Below are 18,579 nucleotides of genomic sequence, written 5' to 3'. Positions count from 1 at the left end.
TATAGCTAGCGGGAAACGGTCCAGACCAGTATGCGGCTGGCGCAATTGTCCTCGGTTTCGAGGATTTCCATGCGATAACGGCCCATTTTCAGGCACACCGCGCTGGCGGGGATGCTTTCCAGCGCCTCGGTCACAAGGCCGTTCAGGGTTTTCGGGCCGTCGCTGGGCAGGTGCCAGCCCAGGCTGCGGTTGAGCTCGCGGATCGAAATGTTGCCCTCGATCACGTAGCGCCCATCGGGCTGCGGGTGAATGTGTGGGTTGTCCAGGCTGTGCTCTTCCTCGAACTCGCCCACGATCTCTTCAAGAATGTCTTCCAGGGTGACGATGCCCTGCACTTCGCCATATTCGTCCACCACCACGCCCAGGCGCCGCTGCTGCTTGTGAAAGTTCAGCAGTTGCAGCTGCAGCGGGGTGCTTTCGGGCACGAAGTATGGCTCGTAGCACGCCGCCAGCAGGTTGGCCAGGGTCAGCTCGGCCTTGGGCAGCAGGTGGCTGATCTGGCGCGTGTTGAGGATCGCCTCGACCTGGTTGATATCACTGTGGAACACCGGCAGGCGGGTGTGACGGCTGACGATCAGTTGCTCGATGATCTTTTCGATCGGCTCGTCGAGGTTGATCCCGTCGACATCGTTGCGCGGCACCAGGATGTCGTTGACCGTCACCTTGTCCAGCGCCTGAAGGCTGCCGAGCAGGTCGCTCCTGTGCTGGGCATGTTCCTCGTCCGGCGCACCGGAGGCACCGGGGGTGTCGTGGCGATTGTCATGCTGGGTGACGGCCGTGACCTTGCCCGCGAAGGGGCGCAGCAACAGGCGTGCAACGCCATCGAGCAGCCAGGCCAGTGGCTGCAGCAGCATGAGCGGCACCTTGAGCAGGCTCTCGCCCAGGCCCAGCAGGGCGTCGGGGTAGCGTCGGGCCAGCTGGCGGGGGAGGTAGTCGGTGAGCACCAGCACGGCCAGTGCCGCTGCCGCGCAGGCCAGCCAGAAGCCGCGCTCGCCGGCATGGGCAAAGCCCAGCAGCGAGGCCAGGGCGAACACCAGCAGCTTGCCCAGGGTGGCGCCCAGCATCAGTGCACGTTCGCTTCTGGGGCCATTGCGGCGGGTGCCGCCCTGTTGCTGCTGGGCGGCATCCACTGCGCTGAACAGCGCCGACCACACCAGGGTCAGTGCCAGTACCGCGACCTGTGGGCCTAACGGCAGAGTGTTCATAGGTCGCCTGTCAGATATGCAGAATGAATTCGCGTACCAGCTTGCTGCCGAAATACGCCAGCATCAGCAGGCAGAAACCGGCCAGGGTCCAGCGGATCGCCTTGTGACCGCGCCAGCCCAGGCGGGTGCGGCCCCACAGCAGGACGCCGAAGACGATCCAGGCCACGCAGGCGAGCAGGGTCTTGTGTACCAGGTGCTGGGCGAACAGGTTGTCCAGGAACAGCCAGCCGGAGATCAGCGACAGCGACAGCAGCGCCCAGCCGGCCCACAGGAAGCCGAACAGCAGGCTCTCCATGGTCTGCAACGGCGGGAAGTTGCGGATCAGGCCCGAGGGGTGCTTGTGCTTGAGCTGGTAATCCTGCACCAGCAGCAGCAAGGCCTGGAACACCGCGATGGTGAACAGCCCGTAGGCCAGGATCGACAGCAGGATATGCGCCAGGATGCCGGGCTCCTCGTTGACCAGTGGCACCGTGCCCGAGGGCGCGAACTGCGCCATCAGCGCGGTCAGCAGGCCCAGCGGGAACAGCAGCAGCAACAGGTTCTCCACCGGGATGCGCAGGGTGGCGACCAGGGTCAGGGCAATCACTGCGGTGGCGATCAGGCTGGCGGCGCTGAAGAAGTCCAGGCTCAGGCCCAGCGGCGTGAGCAGCTGCCAGCACAACGCGGTGCCCTGAGCGACCACGGCGAAGGCGCCGAGCATTCCGAGCAGCCGCTTGTCGGCCTTGGTGCCTCGGGCCAGGCGGGTGCCTTGATAGAAAATCGCGGCGGCGTACAGGCAGGCGGCGATCAGATTGGGTAGCAAGCTGGGTGACAAGGGGAGCATAAGTCCTGTTAGGCAAGCCCGAAAGGCCCTGAGTTTGGCATACAACGCGCCTGCCAAGGAAGACTGGTGGCCGACGCCATGGTGTGCGCGTGCGCGAGTCTTCGCTATAATCGCCGGCCTGCCCTTGCCCAAGGCTGGCCGAATGCGCCAGGGGCAGCTGATAAACCTCGGTTCTACAGAGCCTGAAAGGATCCCCATGTTTGAAAACCTGACCGACCGTCTGTCACAGACGCTGCGCCATGTCACCGGTAAAGCCAAGCTCACCGAGGACAATATTAAAGACACCCTGCGCGAAGTGCGCATGGCGTTGCTCGAGGCCGACGTCGCCCTGCCGGTGGTCAAGGATTTCGTCAACAAGGTCAAGGAACGCGCGGTCGGCACCGAGGTGTCGCGCAGCCTGACGCCTGGCCAGGCGTTCGTGAAGATCGTCCAGGCCGAACTCGAAGAGCTGATGGGCGCGGCCAACGAAGACCTCGCGCTCAACAGCGCGCCGCCTGCCGTGGTGCTGATGGCCGGCCTGCAGGGTGCGGGCAAGACCACCACCGCCGGCAAGCTGGCGCGCTTTCTCAAGGAGCGCAAGAAGAAGAGCGTGATGGTGGTGTCGGCCGACGTGTACCGTCCGGCGGCCATCAAGCAGCTCGAAACCCTGGCCAACGACATCGGCGTGACCTTCTTCCCGTCGGACATCACCCAGAAGCCGGTGGCCATCGCCGAGGCGGCGATTCGCGAAGCCAAGCTCAAGTTCATCGACGTGGTCATCGTCGACACCGCCGGGCGTCTGCACATCGATGCCGAGATGATGGACGAGATCAAGCAGCTGCACGCTGCGGTCAAACCGATCGAGACCCTGTTCGTGGTCGATGCCATGACCGGCCAGGACGCCGCCAACACCGCCAAGGCGTTTGGCGAGGCGCTGCCGCTGACCGGCGTGATCCTGACCAAGGTCGACGGTGATGCCCGTGGCGGTGCCGCGCTGTCGGTACGCGCGATCACCGGCAAGCCGATCAAGTTCATCGGCATGGGCGAGAAGAGCGAAGCGCTCGAACCGTTCCACCCGGACCGCATTGCCTCGCGGATCCTGGGCATGGGCGACGTGCTCAGCCTGATCGAGCAGGCCGAGCAGACCCTGGACAAGGAAAAGGCCGACAAGCTGGCCAAGAAGCTGAAGAAGGGCAAGGGCTTCGATCTCGAGGACTTCCGCGACCAGCTGCAGCAGATGAAGAACATGGGCGGCCTGAGCGGCCTGATGGACAAGATGCCGAGCATCGGCGGCGTCAACCTGTCGCAGATGGGCAATGCCCAGGGCGCGGCAGAGAAGCAGTTCAAGCAGATGGAGGCGATCATCAACTCCATGACCCCGGCCGAGCGCCGCGACCCCGAGCTGATCAGCGGTTCGCGCAAGCGCCGCATCGCCATGGGCTCGGGCACCCAGGTGCAGGACATCGGCCGCTTGATCAAGCAGCACAAGCAGATGCAGAAGATGATGAAGAAGTTTTCCACCAAGGGCGGCATGTCGAAGATGATGCGCGGCCTTGGCGGCATGCTGCCTGGCGGCGGCATGCCCAAGCTGTAACCACATTCAGGCCGGTGCCTCCCGTGGGGCACCGACCGGAACCCCGCCGCTGGCGGGACCCGTGCCGCCTTCTATATACAGAAGCGGCTCATTCGCAGATCAGCACGGCGGCTTGTCGCTCGCCGTTAAAAGGCATTTGCAAAAGTCCGTGTATTCCTTGAGAATATGCGGCCTTTCGGGCACCCGTGTGCCCGCTGTGCATTATGATTTGCAGCACCGACTACAGGAACGATGTTCTATGCTAACCATCCGTCTTGCCCGTGGCGGCTCCAAAAAGCGCCCATTCTACACCCTGACCGTGACCGACTCGCGTAACCCGGTTACCGGTTCGCACATCGAGCAGGTTGGTTTCTTCAACCCTATCGCTCGTGGCCAGGAAGTTCGCCTGTCCGTTAAGCAGGATCGCGTTGCTCACTGGCTGAGCGTTGGCGCACAGCCATCCGAGCGCGTTGCAAAACTGCTGAAAGATGCTGCTAAGGCTGCTGCCTGAATAGTATGAGCGCGACGCCAGAAAAAGCTGACGACCTGATCGTTGTTGGCAAGATTTTTTCGGTTCACGGCGTTCGCGGCGAGGTGAAGGTCTTTTCCTTTACCGATCCGATTGAAAACCTGTTGGATTACCGCAACTGGACGCTCCGGCGCGAAGGTGTGGTCAAGCAGGTCGAGCTGGTCAGCGGCCGATCCACTCAAAAGGATCTGGTTGCCAAGCTCAAAGGCCTCGACGATCGCGATGAAGCCCGTCTTCTGAGCGGTTACGAGATTTGCATCTCGCGTAGCCTTTTGCCCGACCTGACCGAAGACGAGTACTACTGGTACCAGTTGGTAGGTCTGAAAGTCATCAACCAGGACGAACAGCTGTTCGGCACGGTTGATCACCTGTTGGAGACCGGCGCGAACGATGTAATGGTGGTCAAGCCCTGCGTGGGCAGCCTGGATGATCGTGAACGCCTGTTGCCCTATACCGGGCAGTGCGTGTTGAAGGTCGACCTGGCTGCAGGCGAAATGAGGGTGGAATGGGACGCGGACTTCTAGACGATGGCGAGCCTTCGTGTCGAAGTCATTACGTTGTTCCCCGAGATGTTCTCGGCCATCAGTGAGTACGGCATTACCAGCCGCGCGGTGAAGCAGGGGTTGTTGCAACTGACCTGCCACAATCCGCGGGACTACACCACAGATCGCCACCACACCGTGGATGATCGGCCGTTTGGCGGTGGTCCGGGCATGGTGATGAAGATCAAGCCCCTGGAAGATGCGCTGGTTCAGGCCAGGCAGCAGGCAGGGGAAGCGGCGAAGGTGATCTACCTGTCGCCACAAGGCCGTCAGCTGAATCAGTCTGCGGTACGCGAACTGGCGAATGCAGAGTCGTTGATTCTCATCGCAGGTCGTTATGAAGGCATTGACGAGCGGTTCATTCAGGCTCATGTCGATGAAGAGTGGTCGATTGGCGACTATGTACTGTCTGGCGGCGAGCTGCCGGCGATGGTCCTGATCGATGCGGTTACGCGGCTGCTGCCCGGAGCTTTAGGGCATGCGGACTCGGCGGAGGAAGACTCCTTCACCGATGGTCTGCTCGATTGCCCGCACTACACCCGACCGGAGGTGTATGCGGATCAGCGTGTTCCCGACGTGTTGCTCAGTGGCAACCATGCACACATCCGGCGCTGGCGTTTACAGCAGTCCCTTGGGCGGACCTATGAACGACGCGTCGATCTTCTGGAAAGTCGCTCACTTTCTGGAGAAGAGAAGAAGCTGCTCGAGGAGTATCTCCGAGAGCGGGACGATAGTTAACGTATCGATGGTGGGTCTGACGACCTATCTTAGGAGCACAGCATGACCAACAAAATCATTCTGCAACTCGAAGCCGAGCAGATGACCAAAGAGATCCCGACCTTTGCCCCAGGCGACACTGTTGTCGTTCAGGTGAAAGTGAAGGAAGGCGACCGTTCGCGTCTGCAGGCGTTCGAAGGTGTTGTTATCGCCAAGCGTAACCGTGGTGTGAACAGTGCTTTCACTGTTCGTAAAATCTCCAACGGTGTTGGCGTAGAGCGTACTTTCCAGACCTACAGCCCGCAGATCGACAGCCTGGCCGTGAAACGTCGTGGTGACGTGCGTAAAGCCAAGCTGTACTACCTGCGCGACCTGTCCGGCAAAGCCGCTCGCATCAAGGAAAAACTGGCCTGAGGCTAGTTTGACCGGCGGGCACGGGACCGCCATGCGAAAAGAAAGCAGCCTTCGGGCTGCTTTTTTGTTGTCCGTCATTCGTGTTTCAGAGATGTCATGAACAGTAGAGAGCAAGAGATCCAGCGCCGTACCCAGTTGTCGGTGACCCGCGTGACCAAGGCGGTGTTCCCCTCGACCACCAACCATCACAACACCCTGTTTGGCGGCACCGCGCTGGCGTGGATGGACGAGGTGTCGTTCATTGCCGCCACGCGCTTCTGCCGCTTGCCGCTGGTGACGGTGTCGACCGACCGCATCGACTTCAAGCACCCGATTGCCGCCGGCTCGATCGTGGAGCTGGTGGGGACGGTGGTGAAGGTGGGTACCACCAGCCTGAAGGTCGAGGTGGAGGTGTTTGTCGAAAGCATGAGCTGCGACAGTCGCGAGAAGGCGATTCACGGGTTGTTCAGCTTCGTCGCCATCGACGAAGACAAGCGGCCGGTGCCGGTGTTGCCCGGCTTCTGAACGGCCAACAAGCCCGCACGATCAACCTGCCTGCGGCTGGACCAGCGCCACCAGGGTCCACCCAGGCCCCGGTTTCAACGCCGTATCCGGCCCTACCACATACACCCAGCCACTGGCATCGCGGGCAAACAGCAAGGTCGCGCGATCGCCATGCAACGCCTGGTAGTCCGCCCAGCCAAACGCCTCGGTCAGGTGCGTGGTGTACAGCTCGGCGCCCTGGTTGAACAGGTTGGCCAGTTGCACATAGGTCAACGCCTGGCTGCCAAACAGGCGCCCGCGATGTTCGTCACTGGCGCGGTGCTTGTCGCTGCGCTGGCGCTCCAGCCCGCTGGCCAGCACGAACAGACGCTGATGCCCGAAATCATGTCGAAAGCGCGTGCATGCCAGGGTGTTGAGCTCGCCCGCCGGCGACAGCCCCAGCAGGTGCCCCAGGCCTACAAGGTCCAGGTGCGCATCGGCATGCTGCGAGGCCGGGTGACCGAAATAGGTCGGCAACCCCTCCATGCGCGCCGCGCGGATGTTCTCCCAGCTCGAATCGGCCAGCAGCACCCGGCTGCCCAGTTGTTGCAAGGCCGTGCCCAGGGCCCTGGCCGGCGCGTTGGCGCCCACGATCAGAAACCCGCTGGGGGCAGGCTCGGCCACCTTGAGCAGGCGCGCCAGCGGCCGCGCCGTGGCGCTTTGCAGCACCACCGTACCGATGATCACCGCGAACGTCAGCGGCACCAGCAGCAAGGCCCCCGCGTGCCCGGCCTCGTCCAGGCGAATCGCGAAAATCGCCGACACTGCCGCGGCCACGATGCCGCGCGGGGCGATCCAGGCCAGCAGCGCACGCTCGCGCCAGTTGAGCTGCGAGCCCCAGGTCGACAGCGCCACGTTCAGCGGCCGCGCAATCAGCTGAATCACCAGCAGCAGGGCCAGCACCGCAGGGCCCAGGCCGAGCAGGGCATTCAGGTCCAGGCGCGCCGCCAGCAGAATGAACAGGCCGGAGATCAGCAGCACGCTGAGGTTCTCCTTGAAGTGCAGGATCTGGCGCACATCCACGCCCTTCATGTTGGCCAGCCACATGCCCATCAGGGTCACCGCCAGCAGCCCCGACTCGTGCATCACCTGGTTGGAGGCGATGAAGATCCCCAGCACCGCTGCCAGCGAGGCCAGGTTGTGCAGGTACTCGGGCAGCCATTGATGGCGGATCACCTGGCCCAGCAGCCAGCCACCGGCCACGCCGAAGGCGCTGCCGCACAGGATCACCCCGGCGAACGTCAGCAGGCTCTGGCTCAGGCCGTCGCCAGCGGCGCTGGCAATGATGAAGCTGTACACCACCACCGCCAGCAGGGCGCCGATCGGGTCGATGACGATGCCTTCCCAGCGCAGGATGTTGGCCACCGCCGCCTTGGGCCGTACCACCCGCAGCATCGGCACGATCACGGTCGGCCCGGTGACCAGGGTCAGGGTGCCGAACAGGATCGCCAGCAGCCAGTCGAACCCCAGCAGCCAGTGGGTGGCCGCGCTGATCACCACCCAGGTGGACAGCGCGCCGAGGGTCACCATGCGCCGCACCACCGTGCCGATCTCGCGCCATTGCGACAGGTGCAGGGTCAGGCTGCCCTCGAACAGGATCAGCGCCACCGCCAGCGACACCAGCGGCATCAGCAGCGGGCCGAACATTTCCTGCGGGTCGAGCCAACCCAGGATCGGCCCGGCCATTATGCCGCTGAGCAGCAGGAACAGGATCGCCGGCAGCTTCAGCCGCCAGGCCAGCCACTGGCAGCCCAGGGCCGCGACACCGATCCCGCCGAATGCCAGCAATATCTCTTGTTCGTTCATTCGGGCTCCCTATGCCGGCGGTGTTATGGAAGACTAGCGGTATTTTTACGGCCTACCACCGAGTCTTCATGCCCGCTATCGACCACCCGCTGATCGACCAGTTCCTCGACGCCCTGTGGCTGGAAAAGGGGCTTTCCGACAACACCCGAGCGTCCTACCGCAGCGACCTGGCCCTGTTCAACGGCTGGCTTCAGGAACGTGGCATGGTGTTGCCCGATGCCGGTCGCGAGCTGATCCTGGACCACTTGGCATGGCGCCTCGACCAGGGCTACAAGCCCCGTTCCACGGCGCGGTTCCTGTCGGGCGCGCGTGGCTTCTATCGCTACCTGCTGCGCGAGAAGCTGATCGCCCTCGACCCGACCCTGCAGGTCGACATGCCGCAACTGGGCAAGCCGTTGCCCAAGTCGCTGTCCGAGGCCGATGTGGAGGCCCTGTTGAAGGCTCCCGACCTTGGCGAGGCCATCGGCCAGCGCGACCGCGCCATGCTCGAGGTGCTGTATGCCTGCGGGCTGCGCGTCACCGAGCTGGTGAGCCTGACCCTCGATCAGGTCAACCTGCGCCAGGGCGTGCTGCGGGTGATGGGCAAGGGCAGCAAGGAGCGCCTGGTGCCGATGGGGGAGGAGGCGGTGGTGTGGGTAGAACGTTACCTGCGCGACGGCCGCGTCGAACTGCTCAACGGCCGCCCCAGCGATGTCTTGTTCCCCAGCCAGCGTGGCGAGCAGATGACCCGCCAGACCTTCTGGCACCGCATCAAGCACCAGGCCCAGGTGGCCGGGATCGGCAAGGCGCTGTCGCCGCACACCCTGCGCCATGCCTTCGCCACCCATCTGCTCAACCACGGCGCCGACCTGCGCGTGGTGCAGATGCTGCTGGGCCACAGCGACCTGTCGACCACCCAGATCTACACCCATGTGGCCCGCGCCCGCCTGCAGGAACTGCATGCCCGTCATCACCCGCGCGGCTGAGCGCTGATCGCACATTGCATGCGTCGCCAGCAGTCAATGCAGGGCGGCGAATGTGGTACGCTTTCGCGGTTTACACCCGGGCCCTGGATCGCGGCCGTTTTTCGGTACGCCTGTTCCGCTTTCGGCCCCCTGTCCGCCTTCAGGAGTTTTCATGCGCGTGACCCAGATTTTAGCCGCCGCCGCCCTGGCGCTGGCCAGTTCCTTCGCCGTGGCTGCGGCCAACGATGCCGAGCAGGCGATTCGCAAGTCGCTGCAGTCGCTGGAGTCGGAAATACCGGTCGACAGCATCGCTGCCAGCCCGGTCAACGGCCTGTACGAGGTCAAGCTCAAGGGCGGCCGTGTGCTGTACGCCAGCGCCGACGGCCAGTTCCTGGTACAGGGCTATCTGTTCCAGATCCAGGACGGCAAGCCGGTCAACCTGACCGAAAAGGCCGAGCGCGTGGCCATCGCCAAGACCATCAATGCGATTCCGGCTTCCGAAATGGTGGTTTACCCTGCCAAGGGCGAAACCAAGTCGCACATCACCGTGTTCACCGACACCACCTGCCCGTACTGCCACAAGCTGCATGCCGAAGTGCCCGAGCTGAACAAGCGCGGCATCGAGGTGCGCTACGTGGCCTTCCCGCGTCAGGGCCTGGGCTCGTCGGGTGACCAGCAGCTGCAGGCGGTATGGTGTTCCACCGACCGCAAGGCGGCCATGGACAAGATGGTCGACGGCAAGGAAATCAAGGCCGCCAAGTGCGAGAACCCGGTCAGCAAGCAGTTCCAGATGGGGCAGTCGATCGGCGTCAACGGCACGCCGGCCATCGTGCTCGAGGACGGTCAGGTGATCCCGGGTTATCAGCCGGCGCCGCAAGTGGCCAAGCTGGCATTGACCGCAAGCAAGTAATTCAATCAGTGAGCCGTCACCATGGGGAGACGGCTGTTTTTTCGACCGGCGCATGGCCGGTCGTTCAATGGGGAGTTCACAGTGAAACCGGTCAAAGTAGGCATCTGTGGGTTGGGGACCGTCGGTGGCGGTACCTTCAATGTACTTCAGCGTAACGCCGAGGAGATTGCCCGCCGCGCCGGGCGTGGAATCGAAGTGGCACAAATCGCCATGCGTACGCCAAACCCGAACTGCCAGATTACCGGTACCCCCATTACCGCTGATGTGTTCGAGGTCGCGAGCAACCCCGAGATCGATATCGTCATTGAACTGATTGGCGGCTACACCATTGCCCGCGAGCTGGTGCTCAAGGCCATCGAGAACGGCAAGCACGTGGTCACCGCCAACAAGGCGCTGATTGCCGTGCACGGCAACGAGATCTTCGCCAGGGCGCGCGAGAAGGGCGTCATCGTCGCCTTCGAAGCGGCCGTGGCCGGCGGTATCCCGGTGATCAAGGCGATCCGCGAAGGCCTGTCGGCCAACCGCATCAACTGGGTGGCCGGTATCATCAACGGCACCGGCAACTTCATCCTCACCGAAATGCGCGAGAAGGGCCGCACCTTCCCCGACGTGCTGGCCGAAGCCCAGGCGCTGGGCTATGCCGAGGCCGACCCGACGTTCGACGTCGAGGGCATCGACGCCGCGCACAAGCTCACCATCCTGGCGTCCATCGCTTTCGGTATCCCGCTGCAGTTCGACAAGGCCTACACCGAAGGCATCACCCAGCTGACCACGGCCGACGTGAACTACGCCGAAGCGCTGGGCTACCGCATCAAGCACCTGGGCGTGGCCCGCAGCACGGCCAATGGCATCGAACTGCGCGTGCACCCGACGCTGATTCCGGCCGACCGCCTGATCGCCAATGTCAACGGCGTGATGAACGCGGTGATGGTCAACGGTGATGCCGCAGGCTCCACCCTGTTCTACGGCGCCGGCGCCGGCATGGAACCGACCGCCTCGTCGGTGATCGCCGACCTGGTCGACGTGGTCCGTGCCATGACCAGCGACCCGGAAAACCGCGTGCCGCACCTGGCCTTCCAGCCCGACTCGCTGTCGGCTCACCCGATCCTGCCGATCGAAGCCTGCGAGAGCGCCTACTACCTGCGCATCCAGGCCAAGGATCGTCCGGGCGTGCTGGCCCAGGTGGCTAGCATCCTGTCCGAGCGCGGCATCAATATCGAGTCGATCATGCAGAAGGAAGTCGAGGAGCACGATGGCCTGGTGCCGATGATCCTGCTCACCCACAGCGTGCTCGAGCAGCGCATGGACGATGCGATCACCGCCCTGGAAGCCCTGCAGGATGTGGTTGGCAGCGTTGTGCGCATCCGCGTCGAACAACTGAACTGAGCCGTCTTTGAGTTAGAGGAATAGGTCATGCGTTACATCAGTACCCGCGGCAAGGCACCGGCCCTGAATTTTGAAGATGTCCTGCTGGCCGGCCTGGCCAGCGATGGCGGCCTGTACGTGCCGGAAAACCTGCCGCGCTTCACCCAGGAAGAAATCGCCTCGTGGGCCGGCCTGCCGTACCACGAGCTGGCCTTCCGGGTGATGCGCCCGTTCGTCACCGGCTCCATTGCCGATGCCGACTTCAAGAAGATCCTCGAAGAAACCTACGGCGAGTTCGCTCACGCCGCGGTTGCCCCGCTGCGTCAGCTGAACAGCAACGAGTGGGTGCTGGAGCTGTTCCACGGCCCGACCCTGGCGTTCAAGGACTTCGCCCTGCAACTGCTCGGCCGCCTGCTCGATCACGTGCTGGCCAAGCGCGGCGAGCGCGTGGTGATCATCGGTGCCACCAGCGGTGACACCGGTTCGGCTGCCATCGAAGGCTGCCGGCGTTGCGACAACGTCGACATCTTCATCCTGCACCCGCACCAGCGTGTGTCGGAAGTTCAGCGCCGCCAGATGACCACCATCTTCGGCGAGAACATCCACAACATCGCCATCGAAGGCAACTTCGACGACTGCCAGGAGATGGTCAAGGCCAGCTTCGCCGACCAGGGCTTCCTCAAGGGCACCCGCCTGGTGGCCGTGAACTCGATCAACTGGGCGCGGATCATGGCCCAGATCGTGTACTACTTCCACGCCGCCCTGCAGTTGGGTGGCCCGGCGCGTTCGGTGGCGTTCTCGGTGCCTACCGGCAACTTCGGCGACATCTTCGCCGGTTACCTGGCGCGCAACATGGGCCTGCCGATCAGCCAGCTGATCGTGGCAACCAACCGCAACGACATCCTGCACCGCTTCATGAGCGGCAACCAGTACGTCAAGGAAACCCTGCACGCCACCCTGTCGCCGTCGATGGACATCATGGTGTCGTCGAACTTCGAGCGCCTGCTGTTCGACCTGCACGGTCGCAATGGCGCCGAGATTGCCGGCCTGATGGACACCTTCAAGCAGGGTGGCGGCTTCAGCGTCGAGCAAGACCGCTGGACCGAGGCGCGCAAGCTGTTCGATTCGCTGGCGGTGGATGATGCGCAAACCTGCGAGACCATCGCCGACGTGTTCGCGCAAACCGGCGAAGTGCTCGACCCGCACACCGCGATTGGCGTCAAGGCCGGCCGCGAGTGCCGTCGCAGCCTGGACACGCCGATGGTGGTGCTGGGTACCGCACACCCGGTCAAGTTCCCCGAGGCGGTGGAGAAGGCGGGCGTGGGCAAGGCCCTGGAGCTGCCGGCGCACCTGACCGACCTGTTCTCCCGCGAGGAGAAATGCACGGTACTGCCCAACGACCTGAAAGCGGTGCAGGCCTTCGTCAGCCAGCACGGCAACCGTGGCAAGCCGCTCTGACGGCAGCGGTATGCAGCGTTGAACCAGGCCCCGGTGCGCAAACCCCGGGGCTTTTTGTTGCGCGGCCCGCCATGCCACGGTAGGAACCTGCCTTGCTGGCGAACCGACGCGACGCGTCGATACCGTGGCGACAGGAGGACGTTGCCGCCCCCTGGTTTCGGATTTTTCCTATGGGACGCCCGCGCGGGCTTTCCTAGAGTGGGCGCCCGTCCAATCCGGAGTCGCCCATGCGCTCACTCAAGGTTCTGCTTCTGGAGCCCCATGCCTACCGGCTGATGAACCTGCACCAGATGCTCAATGGCCTGGGCATCTACGACGTGCGCGTGGCTGAAACGACCCTCCAGGCGCACGGTGTGCTCGAGCGACGGGGGCCGGTGGATATCGTCATCTGTGACCCGCTGATGCCCGAGCACGATGGCATGGGCTTCATCGAGCACCTGGCGCTGCACGGCCTCGCCAGTGCCCTGATTGTCCTCAGTGGCGCCAGGCGCAGCGTGCTCCAGGGGGTTGTCGAACTGATCGAGCTGTCGGGCCTGCAGGTGCTGGGCAGCACCCCCGCGCCAGCCAGCCCCAGCCAGTTGCACCCGTTGCTGCTGCAACACCCGGAGGCCGGGCCCGTGGCATGAATCTGTCATGTGCACCGGGCATGCTCGATGAACGTGCAGCGCGCCGCGGCAGAACTTTCAGCCTGTGCCGAGGGTCAGTGAAAGACCCCCTTCAACAACAACGTGAACGGTGAATGGATGGACAATATCAGCTTGTTGCTAAGTGAAGCATTGACGCCCTATCAGGTCACGCTGACCTCCCGGCATGCCAGTGCCGACTTCGACCTGCAGCTGGTCGACCCTGCCGGCGACACCGTGCTGCAGCGCAGTGTCAAGGCCAGCCAGCTGCATGACCAGCGCCTGCTCATCGACCTGGTGGACGGTATCCAACGTGACCTGCGCATCCACGAAGGACGCCTGCAACCCTGCATGATCGCAGCCCTCAAACATGCCCGCCAGGGCCGCGCGCAAATCGTTGCGGCGTGACGGGAACCTTTGTCCAGACAGGTACTCAGACAGCTTAAGGACAGTTGAACGGCATTTTGCTCCGATGCCGCCAGGCTGTTCGTGCGAGGCTCCAAGCAGCCCTCGTTTAACCCCGACGGCCTCCCCACCGCTCGGGGTTTCTTTTTGCCTGCGTAAAAGCGCGTGCCGGGCTCAGTGCTGGCTCAGCAGCTCGCGCGCCGCATCGAGGTAGGTCTTGCGCTGGTCGGGCTCTAGCCATTGTGCATACAGCGGTGCCAGGGTCTGCAGGCGCAGGTTGCGCAGCAACTGGTCGAGGTGGCTGATGGCCTCGCGGCCCAGCGGCGTGTCGGAGCAACCCACGTAGGTCAGCTGGTAGCGCGCCACGCCCTTGATCGGGAAGTACGTCAGGGCCTGGGGCTGCGGCTGCTTTTCGTTCATGTAGCGCACTTCCGGCCAGTAGGCCAGCAGCAGGTTCAGGCGCCCCAGCTGCTGCATCTGCAGCAGGCTGCCCACCGCATCGTTGCCGTAATGGCGGCTTATAGTGGCGGGCGGGGCGTTGGCCAGTATCGCGTCCACGGCGGGGCTGTAGCTGCGCTGGCCGACGACACCGAGCTTGTGCGTGTTGCTTGCCAGCAGGGCGTCCAGGTCGATTTCGCCATCGTGCAGGTACGGCGCAAGGCTTGCCTGGTCACTCTGGCGGGCAATCACCATGTTGCTCTGCGCAGCCAGCGCCGGTATCGAGAACTTCACGAAGCGCTCGCGCTCCGGGGTTCGCAGCAGCGTGGGGTCGCAGGTGAAGGAGGGTTCCTGGAGCATCTGCATGCCGCGCGCGCGGTTGACCCGCACGATGCTGTGCTGGTACTCGGGCATCTGCGCAATGAGCAGTGGCAGCAGCTGGTCCATGGCGCCCTGGCCGGTTTTGGGGCCCTCGAACACGGTCAGCGGCGGCAGGTCGCGCAACAGCCAGGTGAGGGTTTCCTTGGCCCAGCTCGAGGCAGGCAGCAGGCTCAGCAGCACAGCCAGCAGTGCGCCGTGCAGGTTGCAGCACATGGCGCGAATCAGACCGCGCCCTGTTCGCGAAGATGGGCGATCTGCGCCGCGTCATAGCCCAGCTCGCCCAGCAACTGCGCGGTGTGCTCGCCCAGCGCCGGCCCCACCCATTCGCTGGAGCCTGGGGTGTCCGACAGCTTGGGCACGATGCCCGGCATCTTGAACGGCTTGCCGTCGGGCAGCCTGGCCTGGAGGAACATCTCGCGGGCGAGAAACTGTGGGTCGCTGAACATGTCTTCGGCCGAGTAGATGCGGCTGGCCGGCACCTGGGCCTGGTTGAGCACTTGCATCAGGGTGTCCAGCGGCACGCTGCGGGCCCAGCGGTCGATCACCGCATACAGCTCGTCGCGGCGCAGGTCGCGCCCGTCATTGCTGGCCAGCGCCGGGTCGGCGGCCAGGTCGTCGCGCCCGATGGCCTGCATGAAGCGCTTGAAGATCGCATCGCCATTGGCGCCGATCTGCACATGCTTGCCATCGGCGCTGGTATGGATGGAGGAGGGGGTGATGCCCGGCATGATGTTGCCGGTGCGCTCGCGGATGAAGCCGAACACGTCGAACTCCGGCACCATGCTCTCCATCATCGCGAAGATGGCCTCGTACAGGGCCACGTCGACCACCTGGCCCTGGCCCCCGTTGACCTCGCGATGACGCAGCGCCATCAGTGCGCCGATCACGCCCCACAGCGCGGCAATCGAGTCGCCGATGGAAATGCCGGTGCGTACCGGCGGGCGGTCCTCGAAACCTGTGATGTAGCGCAGCCCGCCCATCGACTCGCCGACCGCGCCGAAGCCGGGCTGGTCCTTCATCGGCCCGGTCTGGCCGAAGCCGGACAGGCGTACCATCACCAGCTTCGGGTTCAGCGCGTGCAGTACCTCCCAGCCCAGGCCGAGCTTTTCCAGCACGCCGGGGCGGAAGTTCTCGATCAGGATGTCGGCCTCGCCCAGCAGCTGCTTGAGAATGGCCAGGCCTTCGGGGTGCTTGAGGTTGAGCGTGAGCGACTGCTTGTTGCGCGCCTGCACGAACCACCACAGCGAGGTGCCCTCGTACAGCTTGCGCCATTTGCGCAGCGGGTCGCCGCCATCGGGCGATTCGACCTTGACCACCTGGGCGCCGAATTCGGCGCAGATGCGCGAGGCGAAGGGGCCGGCGATCAGGGTGCCGAGTTCGATGACTTTGAGGCCGGCAAGCGGTTTGGTGGGCAACGACATGGGGCTTCCGTGGCAGCAGGGCAGAGCGCTAGTTTTTATCACAGGGCGGCAGCGGCAGATACTGCTGTTGGCCGCAGATTGTACGGTTCGGTTCGTTGATTGCCAGCGCATCGGTTAGACTGGGCGACTTTTCCTGTTACCAGAAGCCCGTCCATGGCCCAGCCGTCCACTACCTACAAGTTTGAACTGAACCTCACCGATCTCGACCGCGGCGTGTACGAAAGCGTCAAGCAGACCATCGCCCGCCACCCTTCGGAAACCGAAGAGCGCATGGCCGTGCGCCTGCTGGCCTATGCCCTCTGGTACAACGAGCAGCTGTCGTTCGGTCGCGGCCTGTCGGACGTCGACGAGCCGGCGCTGTGGGAAAAAAGCCTGGATGACCGGGTGCTGCACTGGATCGAAGTCGGCCAGCCCGATGCCGACCGCCTGACCTGGTGCTCGCGCCGCACCGAGCGCACCAGTCTGCTGGCCTACGGCAGCCTGCGGGTGTGGGAAACCAAGGTGATCCCGGCGGTCAAGAACCTGAAGAACCTCAACGTCGCCGCCGTGCCGCAAGAGGTGCTGGAGGTCCTGGCCAAGGACATGCCACGCGCCATCAAGTGGGATGTGATGATCAGCGAAGGCACGGTGTTCGTCACCGACGACCGCGGCCAGCACGAAGTCCAGCTGCAATGGCTGCTGGGCGAGCGCGGCTGATCCGCCCGCCGACCTTTTTCAAACCAGAGAAGCCTTGATCACTCCATGCGTATCGAACCGCGTTCACTGCCGTCCACCCTGCCGTTTCTTGGCGACCTGCCGCCCCTGCTGACCCGCCTGTACGCCGCCCGTGGCGTACAGAGCGCCGTCGAGCTGGACAAGAGCCTGGCACGCCTGCTGCCCTATCAGCAGCTCAAGGGTATCGACGCGGCGGTAGACCTGCTGGTGGAGGCACTGGACCAGCGCCAGCGCATCCTGATCGTCGGCGACTTCGACGCCGACGGTGCCACGGCCAGCACTGTGGGCGTGCTGGGCCTGCGCCTGCTGGGCGCCGCGCACGTCGACTACCTGGTGCCAAACCGTTTCGAATACGGTTACGGGCTGACCCCGGAAATCGTCGAGGTGGCACTGCAGCGCACGCCGCAGTTGCTGATCACCGTGGACAACGGCATTTCCAGCGTCGAAGGCGTGGCGGCGGCCAAGGCGGCCGGCCTGAAGGTGCTGGTCACCGACCACCACTTGCCGGGCCATGCGCTGCCGGCGGCCGATGCCATCGTCAACCCCAACCAGCCGGGCTGCGAGTTTCCGAGCAAGGCGCTGGCCGGGGTCGGGGTGATCTTCTACGTATTGATGGCGCTGCGTGCGCGCTTGCGCAGCCTGGGCCGCTACGACGACCGCCCGCAGCCGAACATCGGCGAGCTGCTCGACCTGGTGGCGCTGGGCAGCGTGGCCGACGTGGTACCGCTGGACGCCAACAACCGCATCCTCGTGCACCAGGGCCTGGAGCGCATCCGTGCCGGTCGCGCGCGCCCGGGGCTCAAGGCGATTCTCGAGGTGGCCCGGCGCGAAGCGGCGCGCATCACCTCCACCGACCTGGGCTTCATCCTGGGCCCGCGGCTCAATGCTGCCGGGCGCCTGGACGACATGAGCCTGGGCATCGAATGCCTGCTCAGCGACGACCCGACCCTGGCTCGCGAGATGGCGGTGCAGCTGGACGAACTGAACCAGGACCGCAAGTCCATCGAGCAGGGCATGCAGCGCGAGGCGCTGGCCCAGCTCAAGGACCTGCCGCTGGAGTCGATGCCGTTCGGCCTGTGCCTGTACGAGGCTGACTGGCACCAGGGCGTGATCGGCATTCTGGCCTCGCGTCTGAAAGAACGTTATCACCGCCCGACCATCGCCTTTGCCGATGCCGGCGACGGCATGCTCAAGGGCTCTGCGCGCTCGGTGCCGGGCTTTCACATTCGCGATGCGCTGGACGCCGTGGCGGCGGCCAACCCGGAGCTGATCAGCAAGTTCGGCGGGCACGCCATGGCGGCGGGGCTGTCGCTGCCGGCCGAGAACTTCCCGGCGTTCGCCCAGGCGTTCGACGAAGAAGTCCGCCGCCAGTTGCAGGAGGACGACCTCACCGGCCGGCTGCTGTCCGACGGCAGCCTGGCGGTCGAGGAGTTCCACCTGGAGCTGGCCCGCGCCCTGCGCAACGCCGGGCCGTGGGGGCAGCATTTTCCCGAGCCGCTGTTTCATGGCGTGTTCCAGCTGGTGCAGCAGCGGGTGGTGGGCGAGCGTCACCTGAAGGTGGTGCTCAAGAGCGAATGCGGTTCGGTGACCCTCGACGGCATCGCCTTCGGCATCGACCGCGAGGTATGGCCCAACCCCACCGTGCGCTGGGTGGAGCTGGCCTACAAGCTGGACGTCAACGAGTTTCGCGGCAACGAGACGGTGCAGTTGATGATCGCCCACATCGAGCCGCGCTGAACCCCTGGGTGGGCAAACTGGTCTAGTCTCTCAGAGACCGGCACTGAGCCGCGGGGAAGCCAAGGCGCTCGGT

19 protein-coding genes are annotated in these 18,579 nt (G+C 64.4%); 14 read left to right on the top strand and 5 right to left on the bottom strand.

The genetic code is table 11. The features are described from left to right. Positions 1-5 precede the first annotated feature (5 nt). Both V9K84_RS16245 and ccsA read right to left on the bottom strand, forming a co-directional pair. A complete protein-coding gene (locus tag V9K84_RS16245) occupies positions 6-1,205 on the bottom strand; it encodes a transporter associated domain-containing protein (protein WP_088514564.1) in 1,200 nt (399 codons plus the stop codon). A gap of 10 nt (positions 1,206-1,215) precedes the next feature. Then, a complete protein-coding gene (gene ccsA / locus V9K84_RS16240; RefSeq protein ID WP_162484878.1) occupies positions 1,216-2,019 on the bottom strand; it encodes a cytochrome c biogenesis protein CcsA in 804 nt (267 codons plus the stop codon). A gap of 205 nt (positions 2,020-2,224) precedes the next feature. Here ccsA and ffh point away from each other — a divergent pair, with 205 nt between their 5' ends. The 6 genes from ffh (at position 2,225) to V9K84_RS16210 (ending at position 6,286) form a co-directional block, all read left to right on the top strand. Then, complete coding sequence (gene ffh, locus V9K84_RS16235) at positions 2,225-3,601, top strand: signal recognition particle protein (RefSeq protein WP_338791324.1); 1,377 nt, start codon at positions 2,225-2,227, stop codon at positions 3,599-3,601. A 238-nt stretch (positions 3,602-3,839) separates the two neighbouring features. Further along, positions 3,840-4,091, top strand: coding sequence for a 30S ribosomal protein S16 (rpsP, locus tag V9K84_RS16230; protein ID WP_028942918.1), 252 nt, complete (start codon positions 3,840-3,842; stop codon positions 4,089-4,091). 5 nt (positions 4,092-4,096) lie between these two features. After that, the gene (rimM, locus tag V9K84_RS16225; RefSeq protein WP_043863184.1) at positions 4,097-4,633 is read left to right on the top strand and encodes a ribosome maturation factor RimM; all 537 of its coding nucleotides are present in this window, start codon (positions 4,097-4,099) and stop codon (positions 4,631-4,633) included. Between the two features lie 3 nt (positions 4,634-4,636). Continuing rightward, on the top strand, positions 4,637-5,389 hold the full coding sequence (trmD, locus tag V9K84_RS16220; protein WP_043863185.1) for a tRNA (guanosine(37)-N1)-methyltransferase TrmD: 753 nt from the start codon (positions 4,637-4,639) through the stop codon (positions 5,387-5,389). A 42-nt stretch (positions 5,390-5,431) separates the two neighbouring features. After that, on the top strand, positions 5,432-5,782 hold the full coding sequence (rplS, locus tag V9K84_RS16215) for a 50S ribosomal protein L19 (protein ID WP_043863186.1): 351 nt from the start codon (positions 5,432-5,434) through the stop codon (positions 5,780-5,782). 96 nt (positions 5,783-5,878) lie between these two features. Then, a complete protein-coding gene (locus V9K84_RS16210) occupies positions 5,879-6,286 on the top strand; it encodes an acyl-CoA thioesterase (protein ID WP_043863187.1) in 408 nt (135 codons plus the stop codon). Positions 6,287-6,307: 21 nt separating this feature from the next. Here the strand turns inward: V9K84_RS16210 and V9K84_RS16205 are convergent, their stop codons facing one another. Beyond that, complete coding sequence (locus V9K84_RS16205) at positions 6,308-8,110, bottom strand: sodium:proton antiporter (protein ID WP_078480092.1); 1,803 nt, start codon at positions 8,108-8,110, stop codon at positions 6,308-6,310. Between the two features lie 68 nt (positions 8,111-8,178). Between V9K84_RS16205 and xerD the strand changes: the two genes are divergently transcribed. From xerD to V9K84_RS16175, 6 genes are all read left to right on the top strand, one after another. After that, on the top strand, positions 8,179-9,075 hold the full coding sequence (xerD, locus tag V9K84_RS16200; protein WP_043863189.1) for a site-specific tyrosine recombinase XerD: 897 nt from the start codon (positions 8,179-8,181) through the stop codon (positions 9,073-9,075). 151 nt (positions 9,076-9,226) lie between these two features. Further along, positions 9,227-9,964 carry a bifunctional protein-disulfide isomerase/oxidoreductase DsbC gene (dsbC, locus tag V9K84_RS16195; RefSeq protein ID WP_043863190.1) on the top strand — a complete coding sequence of 246 codons (738 nt, stop codon included), beginning with the start codon at positions 9,227-9,229 and terminating at the stop codon, positions 9,962-9,964. Between the two features lie 81 nt (positions 9,965-10,045). Further along, a complete protein-coding gene (locus V9K84_RS16190; protein ID WP_043863191.1) occupies positions 10,046-11,350 on the top strand; it encodes a homoserine dehydrogenase in 1,305 nt (434 codons plus the stop codon). A 27-nt stretch (positions 11,351-11,377) separates the two neighbouring features. Then, positions 11,378-12,787 (top strand): threonine synthase, encoded by a 1,410-nt coding sequence (gene thrC, locus V9K84_RS16185; RefSeq protein WP_054915029.1) that lies wholly within the window; start codon positions 11,378-11,380, stop codon positions 12,785-12,787. 227 nt (positions 12,788-13,014) lie between these two features. Next, a complete protein-coding gene (locus tag V9K84_RS16180) occupies positions 13,015-13,413 on the top strand; it encodes a response regulator (protein ID WP_088514563.1) in 399 nt (132 codons plus the stop codon). Positions 13,414-13,530: 117 nt separating this feature from the next. Then, complete coding sequence (locus tag V9K84_RS16175; RefSeq protein ID WP_043863193.1) at positions 13,531-13,818, top strand: DUF3509 domain-containing protein; 288 nt, start codon at positions 13,531-13,533, stop codon at positions 13,816-13,818. A gap of 171 nt (positions 13,819-13,989) precedes the next feature. On the opposite strand, the gene V9K84_RS16170 is transcribed toward V9K84_RS16175, so the two are convergent. Together V9K84_RS16170 and V9K84_RS16165 are read right to left on the bottom strand one after the other, a co-directional pair. Then, positions 13,990-14,847, bottom strand: a complete 858-nt coding sequence (locus V9K84_RS16170) for a TIGR02285 family protein (protein WP_043863194.1) — start codon at positions 14,845-14,847, stop codon at positions 13,990-13,992. A gap of 8 nt (positions 14,848-14,855) precedes the next feature. Next, the gene (locus tag V9K84_RS16165) at positions 14,856-16,055 is read right to left on the bottom strand and encodes a CaiB/BaiF CoA-transferase family protein (RefSeq protein WP_043863195.1); all 1,200 of its coding nucleotides are present in this window, start codon (positions 16,053-16,055) and stop codon (positions 14,856-14,858) included. 153 nt (positions 16,056-16,208) lie between these two features. On the opposite strand from V9K84_RS16165, the gene V9K84_RS16160 reads away from it, so the two are divergent. Further along, positions 16,209-16,751 carry a YaeQ family protein gene (locus V9K84_RS16160; protein WP_088514562.1) on the top strand — a complete coding sequence of 181 codons (543 nt, stop codon included), beginning with the start codon at positions 16,209-16,211 and terminating at the stop codon, positions 16,749-16,751. Between the two features lie 45 nt (positions 16,752-16,796). Next, a complete protein-coding gene (gene recJ / locus V9K84_RS16155) occupies positions 16,797-18,506 on the top strand; it encodes a single-stranded-DNA-specific exonuclease RecJ (RefSeq protein ID WP_088514561.1) in 1,710 nt (569 codons plus the stop codon). The last annotated feature ends 73 nt before the right edge of the window (positions 18,507-18,579 follow it).

Origin of the sequence: Pseudomonas sp. AE27, assembly GCF_037113495.1 — a bacterium.
GTDB lineage: Bacteria > Pseudomonadota > Gammaproteobacteria > Pseudomonadales > Pseudomonadaceae > Aquipseudomonas > Aquipseudomonas palmensis.
This window is presented reverse-complemented; position numbering and strand designations above follow the sequence as displayed.